General features: G+C 52.8%; 11 protein-coding genes. 2 read left to right on the top strand and 9 right to left on the bottom strand.

Annotation, left to right across the window (positions count from 1 at the left end; translation table 11 throughout):
• Positions 1-7: 7 nt before the first annotated feature.
• From ACF8D4_RS22920 to ACF8D4_RS22880, 9 genes are read right to left on the bottom strand one after another with little or no spacing between them, the layout of a single operon-like run.
• Positions 8-958 carry a glycosyltransferase family 2 protein gene (locus ACF8D4_RS22920; protein WP_208188218.1) on the bottom strand — a complete coding sequence of 317 codons (951 nt, stop codon included), beginning with the start codon at positions 956-958 and terminating at the stop codon, positions 8-10.
• A gap of 38 nt (positions 959-996) precedes the next feature.
• Positions 997-1812 carry a bifunctional DNA-formamidopyrimidine glycosylase/DNA-(apurinic or apyrimidinic site) lyase gene (gene mutM / locus ACF8D4_RS22915; RefSeq protein WP_044735569.1) on the bottom strand — a complete coding sequence of 272 codons (816 nt, stop codon included), beginning with the start codon at positions 1810-1812 and terminating at the stop codon, positions 997-999.
• Between the two features lie 16 nt (positions 1813-1828).
• Complete coding sequence (locus ACF8D4_RS22910) at positions 1829-2287, bottom strand: hypothetical protein (RefSeq protein WP_025009083.1); 459 nt, start codon at positions 2285-2287, stop codon at positions 1829-1831.
• A 53-nt stretch (positions 2288-2340) separates the two neighbouring features.
• The gene (gene moaA / locus ACF8D4_RS22905; RefSeq protein WP_028780384.1) at positions 2341-3327 is read right to left on the bottom strand and encodes a GTP 3',8-cyclase MoaA; all 987 of its coding nucleotides are present in this window, start codon (positions 3325-3327) and stop codon (positions 2341-2343) included.
• A gap of 8 nt (positions 3328-3335) precedes the next feature.
• A complete protein-coding gene (locus tag ACF8D4_RS22900; protein WP_392467014.1) occupies positions 3336-5141 on the bottom strand; it encodes a bifunctional molybdopterin-guanine dinucleotide biosynthesis adaptor protein MobB/molybdopterin molybdotransferase MoeA in 1806 nt (601 codons plus the stop codon).
• A gap of 9 nt (positions 5142-5150) precedes the next feature.
• The gene (mobA, locus tag ACF8D4_RS22895) at positions 5151-5744 is read right to left on the bottom strand and encodes a molybdenum cofactor guanylyltransferase MobA (protein ID WP_025009084.1); all 594 of its coding nucleotides are present in this window, start codon (positions 5742-5744) and stop codon (positions 5151-5153) included.
• Complete coding sequence (locus ACF8D4_RS22890) at positions 5728-6435, bottom strand: ATP-binding cassette domain-containing protein (protein WP_392467012.1); 708 nt, start codon at positions 6433-6435, stop codon at positions 5728-5730. The genes mobA and ACF8D4_RS22890 overlap by 17 nt, the downstream gene beginning before the upstream one ends.
• 8 nt (positions 6436-6443) lie before the next feature.
• Positions 6444-7151 (bottom strand): ABC transporter permease, encoded by a 708-nt coding sequence (locus ACF8D4_RS22885; RefSeq protein WP_025009085.1) that lies wholly within the window; start codon positions 7149-7151, stop codon positions 6444-6446.
• The gene (locus ACF8D4_RS22880) at positions 7148-7960 is read right to left on the bottom strand and encodes a substrate-binding domain-containing protein (protein WP_045283803.1); all 813 of its coding nucleotides are present in this window, start codon (positions 7958-7960) and stop codon (positions 7148-7150) included. Before ACF8D4_RS22880 ends, ACF8D4_RS22885 begins: the two co-directional genes overlap by 4 nt.
• Before the next feature lie 281 nt (positions 7961-8241).
• Between ACF8D4_RS22880 and ACF8D4_RS22875 the strand changes: the two genes are divergently transcribed.
• Both ACF8D4_RS22875 and ACF8D4_RS22870 read left to right on the top strand, forming a co-directional pair.
• Positions 8242-9624, top strand: a complete 1383-nt coding sequence (locus tag ACF8D4_RS22875; RefSeq protein WP_025009087.1) for a sigma-54 dependent transcriptional regulator — start codon at positions 8242-8244, stop codon at positions 9622-9624.
• A 2-nt stretch (positions 9625-9626) separates the two neighbouring features.
• Complete coding sequence (locus ACF8D4_RS22870; RefSeq protein WP_028780388.1) at positions 9627-11735, top strand: ATP-binding protein; 2109 nt, start codon at positions 9627-9629, stop codon at positions 11733-11735.
• Positions 11736-12222 lie beyond the last annotated feature (487 nt).

The following is a 12222-nucleotide window of genomic DNA, read 5'->3' as shown; positions in this document are numbered from 1 at the left end:
TACCCTTCTATGCATTGAGCTTGGCTCGTACTCTGTCCCAAAAGCTTACTGGTTGCTCCATGATTTTCCTGAGATTCTTGAGAGCAGGATTCTGATTCAGCTCCTTAGATTGGAAGGAAAATTCGCTTAATATATCCCGGTAGGCCTGTCGTAATTCGGGGGTATTGGGATACCAAGCGAAGCTATTCCCTAAAAAGGTGAGAAAGTCTTCTCTACTGCTGGAGAGAGAATAAGAGCTTAACAGTGAGAATACTTCTCTGAGATAACGTTTAATATCATCAGTTTTTACTTTTTGTTTGGATATACTGCCAGCTCTTTGACGCCATAAAACAACAACTCTTGACGAAACAGCAAGAGATTTTGCTGCGAGTTGCCCCTTGATAAAGGGGACTACGTCCTCATACCAACAGCCTGTGGGAAATGACTGGATAACATCAATGAAGAAGTCTGTCCTGTATAAACGATTCCAAGCGGCGACATACGTTTTTCCAAGTATATGCTGCTTATTATCGGCATAAGTGTATTTGCCTTCAATCCCTTTAAAACAGGGAGATAGTGGTCGTAACCCTTGCTCATCAAATAAGCGAAGCTGACCAGTAACAATGTCGGCTTTTTCTTGCTCAGCCATGTTGTATAAATCTGTCAGAGCATCAGAGCAGAGTATGTCATCACTATCGATAAAGAACAGGTACTTTCCTTTCGCGTGATTAACGCCGGTATTCCTGGCCGCTCCCAAGCCTTGATTGGCAGTATGGCGGACAACAGACACTCTTCTGTTTTGAGTATTGTAATCAGCCAAAATCTTTGGGGTCGAGTCAGTTGAAAAATCGTCAATACAGATGATCTCAATATCTCCAAATGACTGTTTTAGAATACTGTCCAAGCATTCTTTGAGATATTCTTCTACGTTAAAACACGGAACTATTACAGAAATTAACGGTTGTTTTTGTTGGTTCATCGAGTTGTTGCTTTTAGGCATAAATGTGTTGAAGGGGTTTACCTTGTCTGGCACAGGCTGCAAAACACTGTGGTGCGCTGTCCCAGGCGTATTTCGGATAACATATGGCCGCATTGGGTACAGGTTTCCCCACCGCGGCCATAGACATGCAGCTTCTGGGCAAAGTAACCCGGTTTACCTTCGGCATTGGTGAAGTCTTTCAGTGTGGTGCCCCCCTGCTTGATTGCCTGGGCCAGGATCAGCTTTATCTCGGCGACCAGCACTGTCAGCCGCTCTTTATCCACTTTACCGGCCTCGGCCTGCGGGTGGACCCCGGCGGCAAACAGGGCTTCGTTGGCATAGATATTACCGACACCCACCACAATGGCATTGTCCATCAGACAGAGTTTTATCGCCTTCTTCTTGCCTTTGAGCGCCGCGTGTAGTTGCTCGACATTGAAGGCATCCGTTAAAGGTTCGGGCCCCAGTTTGGCCAGCAGCGGATGAGCCGTTTCCGGCAACTCGCACCAGAGCCAGGCACCGAATCTGCGCGGATCGTTGAACCTCAGCACCCGGCCGTTTTCCAATTCCAAATCTATATGATCGTGCTTCTCAGCCGGTGTGCTACGGGGCAAAATCCGCAGGCTGCCGGACATCCCCAGATGCACTATGCAGGTACCGGCATCTGTATCCAGCAGCAGGTATTTGGCGCGGCGGCGCACGGCTCTAATGGTCTGTCCTATGATATTGCGGGCCGTTTCCGGTACCGGCCAACGCAGCGAAGGATTACGAACGATAAGGTTACTGACGGTCTGATCAACAAGATACGGCGCAACCCCGAGGCGGGTCACTTCCACTTCCGGCAATTCTGGCATAAGGCTCTCTGCTCTATCAGCTTGTGGATACACTCAGCAGAGGTACAACACCACTTCTGAGGCTGGGGGGAATAAGATACCAGTTCCCGGCGGCAGATTTAAGCAGTCCCTGATGGGGATAGAACAGCCAAAGTTGTGGCTCGGCAGCGCCGCTGACTTTCAGCAGCAACTCTCGTGGTCGCTCATCTTGGGTGAGTTCTGGTTTACTTGCCAATGGTGATACCCGAATACTGAGCCAGGCTTGACTCCAGTCGGCACAATTGAGCACCTTGGGATCACACTGCCATTGGCCATTGGCGGCCTGTGCCAGCCAGATCCCGCCCAGTTGCAGCTGCTGCAGTTCAGTATTGCTGTCAAACAGCTCGCGGGTATCGGGCACCGAGTTCATGCGTTTATCCAGCAAGGTCAGTACCGACACCATCAGAATGGAGGCCAGAATAATGATGTTATTCCACTGTTTGCGGGTCAGTGCCATGGGCAAGAATGTTTGGTTGAGGTCGAATCGCCAGTGTAGCACGGTGGCAGGTATCAGCCACCCGTGCTGTTCATAAACCTCAGGATCTGCACCTGATTGGGATCATCGAAGTGATGCTCTTTGGGTTTGCGCTGAATCGCCTCGAAGATAGCCTGCTTCAATACGTCTATATCACCAGGATGGCTGCGGATGATCTGCTTCAGATCCAGTGAGTGTTCATTCCCCAGGCACAGTAGCAAGCGGCCTTCGGCCGTGACTCTGACCCGGTTGCACTCATGGCAAAAGTTATGGCTGTGGGGCGAAATAAAACCTATATGGATAGGGCTGTCGGCCATGCTGTAGTAACGTGCCGGGCCACCGGTACGCTTGGATGACAGGCTCAAGGGCCAGCGTTGATTGATGATTTCCCTGACATCACTGCTGCTCATGTGCCTTGGCAGAGAACGCTCTTCCATCACACCCAGAGGCATCTCTTCGATAAAGGCGATATCCAGCTGCTTTTGACGGCAATATTCCAGCAGATCGATAATTTCGTTTTCGTTGCGTCCCTTGAGGATCACGGCGTTGATCTTGATTCTGTCAAAGCCGGCCGCCTTGGCGGCATCTATGCCCTTGAGCACCCGCTCCAGCTTGCCGTTGCGGGTCAGGGTGGTGAAGAGTTCGCTTTTTAGAGTATCCAGGCTGATATTAAGGCGGTTCAAGCCGGCGGCTTTCAGCGCCGGAGCCAGCTTGGCCAGCCTGGAGCCGTTGCTGGTCATGGAAAGATCCTTGAGCCCGGGTAGTGCCGCCAACTGCGCCACCAAACGGTCACAATCGCTGCGTACCAAGGGTTCGCCGCCGGTGAGGCGTATCTTGCTGACACCAAGTTCGGTAAAGGCGCGGCCGATAAAGGCCAGCTCCTCCAGACTCAATACCTGTTCCCGCTCCAGAAAACAGGGATCTTCACTCATGCAATAGATGCAGCGAAAATCACACCTGTCGGTAATGGAGAGGCGCAGATACTCTATTTTGCGGCCAAAGCCGTCACTCAGGCTGTTCAAGGGCAGGCTCAGAGCAGGTCTGCAAACGGGTGTACATAGACGGTTTCACCCGCCTCTATGCGTTCATCTGCCTCGCCGATAATCACCAAACAGTTGGCCTTGACCATGGAGCTGAGCATGCCTGAGCCCTGGGCACCGGTCGTGCGTACGTGCAATTGGCCATCATCTCCCAGGGTCATGATGCCGCGGCTGAATTCTGTGCGGCCGCTGCGGCTGCGCATGGCTTCATCGGCAATCGCCGGCAATAGTCTTGGCTGCCAGCTTGGTTCGCCGGCCAGTTTACGCAATGCCGGTTGAACAAACATCAGGAAAGAGACCATCACGGCCACAGGATTGCCGGGCAAGCCGAAGAACAATGTTTGGTCTATCTTACCGAACGCCAATGGGCGTCCCGGGCGCATATTGATGCGCCAGAAGTTGATTTCCCCCAGCTTGGCCAGCACTGTCTTGATATAATCGGCATTGCCGACAGACACCCCGCCCGAGCTGATGATCACATCGGCCTGAGTCGCCGCCTGGCTCAATGTTTGGCTCAGAACCGCTTCCGAGTCTTCGATGATCCCCAAGTCCAGCACTTCACAGCCCAGGCGCTTGGCCATTGCCTTGATGGTATAGCGGTTGGAGTCGTAGATGCAGTTGGCCTTGAGCTCAGTGCCGGGTTGGCTGACTTCATCGCCGGTGGAGAATACGGCAATTCTGGGGCGGCGCTTGAGGGGCATCTCAAACAGTCCCAGCGAAGCCAGCAGGCCTTGCTCGGCAGCGCCCAAACGAGTGCCACTGCCAAGGGCCACGGCACCTTGGGCTATATCTTCACCCGCCAGACGCACGTGCTGGCCGCGATAGATTTTGCCACTGAAGCTGACCTTGCCATCGGTTTCGGTGGCAAGCTCTCTGGGTTGAATGGTATCTGCGCCAAGAGGAACCGGCGCACCTGTCATAATTCGTACCGCTTCACCCGGCTGCAGCTGGCCTGAATATTGATGACCGGCCAGCACTTCTCCTTTCAGCTCAAAGGGTTGTGACATGTTGTCTTGAAACGCGAAGGCGTAACCATCCATTGCCGAGTTGGTCTGCTGCGGTACGTTCACCGGTGATATGGCGTCCTGGGCCAGAATACGATTGTCGGCTTCATCGAGCGTCAACAGTTCCGTCTCTGTGACGGGTTTGACTTGCTCCAGAATATGGTCGATGCCCTGACGTACCGACAGATTCCGTTCACTGCCGAGCTCACAGGCGCTCAAGGGCAGGGCTCTTGCTGAAGAGGGCTTGGATTCGGGGCGATAATCGCGAACATACTGCTGCACAAAGTCAGCAATTTGCGCCACATTGTTGAGATCCAGGCGGCGGATCTCTCCCGGCAGCTTGGTTTCATCACAGCAGGCAATTGCGAGGATATTGGGATCCTCGGTATGGATAAAGGGTTTGCCATGGGCGGCTCGGTGTAATTCAATTTTGGGCAGCGCCAATTTCTTGAAGCCTTCCACCAACACCAGATCGGCCTTGTCCTGTTCCAACTGGCCGAGTAGATGCAGCAGGTCCGGATCTCTGTCCAGCGGATCTTCCGTCATCAAGGCCCAACGCACATGGGAGGCCACCAACATCTGTCTGGCGCCAGCCTTGCGCATTTCATAGCTATCTTTGCCCGGCTCATCAATATCAAAGTTGTGATGAGCGTGTTTGATCACTGCCAGTCTCAAACCACGACGATTCAGCTCAGGGATCAACTGCTTCAACAGTGTGGTCTTGCCTGTGCCGCTGTAGGCACAGAAGCCCAACACGGGAATGGACAGGGGATTGGTAAAGACAGTGCTCATAAAAACCTCTTAAGCTTGGGATATTTCCGCCGCGAGTTGTTGTTTTTGTTCGTTGGTATTGACGTTAATAAAGGCGCTGGGTTGATCGGCGAATGATTCAACCACTACCGGGTGTTCACTGTACCAGAGATCGATACGGCGCCTGCCGGAATCGAGAAAGGCCTGCATCGAATCCCTCACCGTCGGTTTGAGCAGCATAACCACCGGCTGCTCCCGCTCGCCATCGGATGCCACGGCGAGATCCGCCTCTGACGCCTGCAGCTTTTGCGCCATACGCTCGACCAGGTCTTTGGGCAGCAAAGGGCAGTCGCAGGGCACCACCAACAGCAGATCGGCATCTGTCTTGTCCAGGGCGCTGATCATTCCCGCCAACGGCCCGGGATAACCCTGTTCCAGGTCGGCAATGACAGGAAAACCGAACTCAGCATAACGTGTTTGATTGCGGTTGGCGTTGATCAGGATCTGATTCACCTGAGGTTTTACCCTGTCGATAACATGGGCAATCATGGGGCGTCCCAGCAGGTCCACCAAGCCTTTGTCTTCTCCGCCCATACGCCTGGCCATGCCTCCGGCGAGTATCACCGCATCAATGCGCTGCGACATAGTTGTTCTCCTGCAGTTCTTCCGTGGCCAGAGTCAAATTGGCTGAGGTTGTCAGTTGTTGTGATTCTATATGCCAATGTTGGTGACAAAGTGCCGTTAGTTCTGAGTGCTGGTGGCTACTGATAAGCAGTCCTGTGCCTTGTTGCTTCAATTCGGCAATCATAGCAAAAACGGTTTGCTGCGATGCCCTGTCCATATTGGATATGGGTTCATCGAGCATGAGTAACTTGGGTTTCAACAGCCAGGCTCTGGCCAGTGCCAGCCGTTGCCGTTCACCGCCGGACAGAGTTGAGGCGTTGGTCTTGAGCAGTTGCCCCAACTGGGCATGTTCTATCGCGCTTTGCATCCTAGTGTGCTGTTCGGTCTTATCCAGGCTGCTGTATTTCTGCGCCAGTTGCAGATTGTAGCTGACATTGCCTTCAAACAGGTACGGGTGTTGATGCAGGTAAATAGCCTTGCCGAGCAAGGTATCGCGTTGCCACCAGGGCGCAGCTGGAAATCCTTGGGTATAGATGGTACCGGCACTGGGTTTGAGTAAACCGGCCAGCAGCTTCATCAGAGTGGTTTTGCCGCAGCCATTATCACCTTGCAGATAGATGACCTCGCCCTGGCAAAACTCCAGTTGCCGGGTGCGAAATAACAGGCGTTCACCAAAACGCATCTCTAGATCTTGGGCTATCAGCTTTATCATCAAGCGTCCTAATGGCTTCTGGGATTGGCCCTGCCACGCAGAGTACCCAGAGCAAAATTCAGTATCAATGCCAGCACCAGCAGCACCAAGCCAAGGGCTATCGCCTGGGCAAAGTCGCCTTTACTGGTTTCCAGTGAAATCGCGGTGGGAATGTTACGGGTGACATGGGCTATGTTGCCACCAACCATCATGGAACAGCCGACTTCAGTAATGATACGGGAAAACGCGGCGATAATCGCCAGTAACAGAGGTACTCTCAGCTCGCGGCAAACCACCCAGATGGCAGAGGTCCAACTGGCGCCCAGAGTGCGGCTGGTTTCCCAGGCGCGGCGGTCGACACTGGTGAAGGCGGCATGGCTCATGGCTATCAGTACCGGGGCACAGATCATCATCTGCCCGAGGATCATCCCCTTCTGGGTAAAGAGCCAGCGAAGATCACCCAGGGCACCGTTACGGGTCAGCAGTAAATAGGCCAACAGGCCTACCACCACAGTGGGAATGGATTGCAGGGTTTGCACCAGATTGGTTACCAGCCAGCGGCCGGGGAATTGCACAAACGCCAGGGCGAACCCCAGTATCATGGACGGCAGCAAGGTGATCAGCAGCGCCGCGAAAGATACCGAGAAAGAGACGGAGATAATAGACCAGACTTCAGGGTCTCTGGAAAACAGCAGGCCTAGGGCCTGCTGTATAAGGGCTAACCAGCCTTCACTCATTTGCCGTAAGTTGCCTTGAACAGTTGTTCGCCTTGAACTTTATAGCTGTTGATCATGCTTTGTGCTTCTTTGCTAATCAACCAATCACTGAAGGCACGTGCACCTTTGTGATTCAGATCAGGGTATTTGGCAGGGTTGATCAGGATAACCTGGTAAGGGTTGGCCAAAGTGGCACCGCCGTCGAAGTCGATGCCCAGGTCCAGCTTGGCTTTGTAAGCCACGAAAGTACCACGGTCAGACAGGGTGTAACCTTGCAGTTCGTTGGCCATCAGCAGGGTTTTGCCCATACCTTGACCTACAGAGGTGTAACCTTTGAAGTCTGGAGTCACGTTGGCGGCTTTCCAGATGATCAGCTCTTTCTTGTGAGTACCTGAGTCATCACCACGGGATACGAAAGGTACACCTGACTTGGCGATTTTGGCGAAGGCTTCTTCGGCATTTTTGCTGTCACGGGCCTTGGCTGGGTCGTTCTTGGGGCCAAGGATAACAAAGTCGTTTTCCATGATGCCGCGAGGCTCAACACCGAAACCATCGGCGACGAACTTGGCTTCTGCGCCAGGAGCGTGAGTCATCACCAGATCCACATCACCCTGAGAACCCAGTTTCAGAGCCTTACCTGTACCTGTGGCAATCACTTGTACCTTATAGCCTGATTCAGATTCAAATTTTGGCAGCAGGTAACCCAGCAGACCTGAGTTTTCAGTACTGGTGGTAGTGGCTAGCTTGATGGTTTCCTGAGCGGAAGCCGGGGCAGAGATCATCAGGCCTGCCGCAATGGCAAGACCCAGCAGTTGTTTCAAGTTCAACATTATTGCTCCTTGGCGTGATTTTAATAAGTGGGCCTAACCCATAAGCCTGCGGGCCACGGCCTTGTACTCGCACCCATTAAAGCAATTTGGGTGCCAAAAACGAATGTTTGCTATAAACCGATATTGAGGGATCCAATATGTGAACTGGATCCCAAGCTTGGTAAATAAGTATCAGACAAATTGTCCCAACCGGCTTTTTCTCTGGTTCATAGTGACCAATTTTTACCGTATCAATGATAGAATCTATTTCAATTGAGTCAAAATGTCCTGAAGCCGACAATATGAGCCAGATAGAAAAGCCACTTAAGTCTAAGCCAATGCCTTCTGCCGTGTCCGTGTTGATCGTCGACGACGAGCCCGGTATGCGCAGTTTCCTCAACAAAGCGCTGGCAAAGAAATTTGCCCTGGTAGAAACCGCTGCCAGCATAGAAGAAGCCGAACAACTGCGCAGCCGTTGTCACTTCGATCTGCTGATTGTGGATATACGTCTGCCCGGCCGCTCAGGTATTGAGTGGCGTGAGGCGCTGGATGATCAGGAGCGGCGCTCCGACATCATCTTTATGACGGGCTATGCCGATATGGAAGTGGCGATTCAGGCACTCAGGGCCGGCGCTTCCGACTTCATCATGAAGCCTTTCCATCTGGAGCAGATGATGAAGGCGGTCGATCGCTGCATCGAGCGGCGCTTGCTGAAGCGGGAAAACCTGATGCTGCGCCGGGAAGTGTCCAGCGGCTATTCCTCCACCATCATAGGCAACAGTGATGCCATGATGGAGGTCAAGCGGGTGATAGAGCGAGTGGCACCAACCAATGCGGTGGTGCTTATCGAAGGCGAGTCCGGTACGGGCAAGGAGCTGGTGGCCAGGCAACTTCACCTGCTCAGTGGTCGTCAGGGCCCGTTTGTACCGGTTAACTGTGGTGCCATCGCTCCCGAGCTACTGGAGAGTGAACTCTTTGGTCATACCGCTGGCTCTTTTACCGGTGCCAAGGGCAATCGCGAAGGTCTATTCAGCTTTGCCTCCGGAGGCACCATCTTCCTCGATGAGATCGGGGAAATGCCGCTGAAAATGCAGACGGCCTTGCTGCGGGTGTTGGAGCAAAAGGCGATTCGTCCGGTTGGCAGTGAAAAAGAAGTTAATATTGATGTCCGGGTGATAGCGGCAACCAACCGTAAGCTGGCCGATGAAGTGGAAGCCGGGCATTTCCGCCGCGATCTCTTCTACCGTCTCAATGTGCTCGACATAGTTATCCCGCCATTACGGGAAAGACCGGATGATGTGGTGGAATTGACCCATCACTTTACCCGCCAGTTGGCCGCCGAGCTCGGGGTGAAAGAGGTGGTCTGGAGCCATGAAGACCTGCTCAAACTGCAGCAACATCAGTGGCCTGGGAATATCCGCGAATTGCGTAACATGATAGAGCGCTGCATTCTGCTGGGTAAACCACCGGCGGAATACTGGAAAGAACAGCCCAAGGCCGAGCTGAATGCCCAGCCTGGCTATCCCCACGACTGGGCGCTCAAGGATGTGGAAAAAGACCATGTCACGGCCGTGGTTGACTCCCACGGCGGCAATAAGTCGGCGGCAGCCCGGGTGCTGGGAGTGTCTCGCAAAACACTGGATCGTAAATATAAAGAGTGGTTTGACTGCGAGTCGGAGGTCTGAGCTTGTCACTGTTTAAACGGCTCTTTGGCCTGAGCTGGCAGCAGCTGCAGGCAAAGGTGCGTTATCGCATTCTGATCCTGACTCTGTTGCCTATCTTGCTGACGTTGGTGAGCCTGGTGTTTATCACCATATACTGGAACATCAGCTACACAGGCAAACAGCTGTTTATGAAGGTCAAAGCCGATCTGACAGTGGCCAACAACACACTGGCCGCGGTGCAGGAGCGTCAGGAAAAGCAGCTGGAACATGTGATGCAGTCCTTCGATTTCCAGACCCATTTTCGTTCGATACTCGAAGGTGAACAGCAGAAGCAGAAAGATCTCAATGCTTTCCTGGATCAACAGCGCAAGGCGTTGGATCTCGATTTTCTGCGTCTGGTCAGAATTGCCGATGCTGCGGCCGATCCTGACTTGCGGCAGATGCTGCCCTTGGTTCAGGGGCAAAGCGCCTATTCAGGGCTGATGGTGCTCTCCTCCTCGCGGCTGGCACGAATCGATCCCGAGTTAGCCGAGCGTGCCAAGATCCCGGTGAAAATGACCTTAAGGGCACAAAATCCCGACAGAGAAGTGGAAGAGCGGGGCATGCTCAGTCGCAGCCTGCTGCCGGTAGCCGATGAAAACGGTAAGGTTGGCTGGTATCTGGATGGCGGGATCCTGTTTAATCGCAATACTCGCATCGTCGACCATATTCGCGATCTGGTCTATGACAAAGGCACACTGCCTGAGCGTTCCATAGGCACTGTGACCATCTTCCTCGACAATATCCGCATCAGCACCAATGTGCCTCTGCATTTCTTCCCCAAAGAGGATGAAAATCGCGGCCGGGCATTGGGCACCCTGGTGTCCGAGGAGGTGCGTCAGCAGGTGTTGGTCAAAGGGCAACTCTGGGTCGATAGAGCCTTTGTTTACAACGACTGGTTTATCTCGGCCTATGCGCCGCTGACTGATATTCGAGGCCAGCGGATAGGCATGATCTATTCCGGGTTTTCCGAGTCGCCTTTTATCCATAACTATCTGCTTAATATCATAGAGTTGGGCACCATTTTGATGTTGGTGTTGCTGGTTTCCGGGCTCTTGGTTTATCGCGGTGCTTACAGTTTGTTGCAGCCGATAGAGCGTATTCACCAAGTGGTTAAGGCGGTGCAGTCCGGGCGCAATCTGCGTATCGGCGAGCTGGGACTGGACAGAGACAATGAGCTGGCCAACCTGGCCGAGCAGTTCGACCGCATGCTCGATTTATTGCAGCGCCGCAATGCGCAAATTCAAGCGGCGGCCGAGCAACTGGAGATGAAGGTCGAGGAACGTACCCGTAGCCTGCAGGAAAAAACCGAAGAGCTGCAGCGCAACGTGCAATTACTGAACGAAACCCGTCAGCAGTTGGTGACCAATGAAAAGCTCACAGCCCTTGGGGAGCTGACCGCTGGGATTGCCCACGAGATCAACAACCCTACCGCCGTAATCCTTGGCAATATGGAACTGCTGCGGGTGGAGCTTGGGGATAACGCCGAGCTGGTCGAAGAGGAGATAGATCTCATCATCCAGCAGGTGGGGCGTATCAGCACTATTATCCGCAGCTTGCTGCAGTACAGCCGTCCCGGCGAGTTCAATGCGCCGCTGGAGATGCATCAAATCACACCTATTATCGAAGAGATGCAGCTGTTGGTACGTCACTCACTGGGTAAGCAGGAAGTGGTGTTGTTGCCTGAGCTGAACGCCAGTTATCCGGTGCAGGTAAATCGTCCGCAACTGCTGCAGGTGCTGATCAATCTGGTGGTCAACGCTGCTCATGCTATGGATGGCAAGGGGCGGATCTGGATCCGTACCTATGACTGGGTGGAACAGGACGAACCTGTGGGGATCAAGATAGAGATTGAAGATGAAGGTTCTGGGATCCCGCAGGAGCAGTTGAGTCGGATATTCGATCCCTTCTATACCACCCGTAAGGATGGTACTGGGCTGGGCTTGTCGCTGAGCTACGGTATTATCAAACGCATAGGCGGCACCATAGAGGTCAGTTCGACTGTGGGTAAGGGGACACTGTTTACTGTCAGTATTTACCATATGGCCAAAGAGGATCAGTCAGGCCCCTATGATGGTTTGCTGTTTGGGTAGGCTCTTGGCTTGGCGTGAAAAAACAAAAAAAGAGCCGGGTAATTAACCCGGCCACAAAGAGTGTGTGAGCAATGTCGTGCTTTGCAAACTCAGGAACACCATAACTCTCAGCGGGTACTGCGGGCCTAAAGCTAAGGATGAGTTTTGGAACGCAAGTTAACGATAATCGTTCTCATTTATGTTTGCAACTATTTTTTGACTTTTGGCGATAAAATTTTCCAGTGCTATTCCTCCCTTCTTGGATGTCCGACCCAAAAATCTACCTAACTTATTAATTTTAAATTAGTTTAAATCTAAGGTGTAGGCCGGTAGTCATTGGTAGTTTTGGGGCTAAATCCAGATGGCTGCACCTTCCTTAGCGCCTGACTCCCTCTATATTGGTTTGTTAGAGAGGGGCATCAAAATTTAAAAACAGCGGCGAGGGATGAAAATAGTTGGCGGAGAGGAGGAGCATAAAGCTCTGACAATAAGAATCAGCCAAAAAAAA

This window comes from Shewanella sp. YQ_9 (assembly GCF_043103185.1).
Classification (GTDB): domain Bacteria; phylum Pseudomonadota; class Gammaproteobacteria; order Enterobacterales; family Shewanellaceae; genus Shewanella; species Shewanella algae.
Note: the sequence above shows the minus strand (reverse complement) of the source record. Positions and strands in the feature narration are given on the sequence as shown.

What these genes read in the sequence shown, in the direction of transcription:
- mutM (WP_044735569.1), bottom strand. Translation starts at nt 1,812, where the DNA reads ATGCCAGAATTGCCGGAAGTGGAAGTGACCCGCCTCGGGGTTGCGCCG.
- ACF8D4_RS22880 (WP_045283803.1), bottom strand. Translation starts at nt 7,960, where the DNA reads ATGTTGAACTTGAAACAACTGCTGGGTCTTGCCATTGCGGCAGGCCTG.
- ACF8D4_RS22920 (WP_208188218.1), bottom strand. Translation starts at nt 958, where the DNA reads ATGAACCAACAAAAACAACCGTTAATTTCTGTAATAGTTCCGTGTTTT.
- ACF8D4_RS22885 (WP_025009085.1), bottom strand. Translation starts at nt 7,151, where the DNA reads ATGAGTGAAGGCTGGTTAGCCCTTATACAGCAGGCCCTAGGCCTGCTG.
- mobA (WP_025009084.1), bottom strand. Translation starts at nt 5,744, where the DNA reads ATGTCGCAGCGCATTGATGCGGTGATACTCGCCGGAGGCATGGCCAGG.
- ACF8D4_RS22900 (WP_392467014.1), bottom strand. Translation starts at nt 5,141, where the DNA reads ATGAGCACTGTCTTTACCAATCCCCTGTCCATTCCCGTGTTGGGCTTC.
- ACF8D4_RS22910 (WP_025009083.1), bottom strand. Translation starts at nt 2,287, where the DNA reads ATGGCACTGACCCGCAAACAGTGGAATAACATCATTATTCTGGCCTCC.
- ACF8D4_RS22890 (WP_392467012.1), bottom strand. Translation starts at nt 6,435, where the DNA reads ATGATAAAGCTGATAGCCCAAGATCTAGAGATGCGTTTTGGTGAACGC.
- ACF8D4_RS22875 (WP_025009087.1), top strand. Translation starts at nt 8,242, where the DNA reads ATGAGCCAGATAGAAAAGCCACTTAAGTCTAAGCCAATGCCTTCTGCC.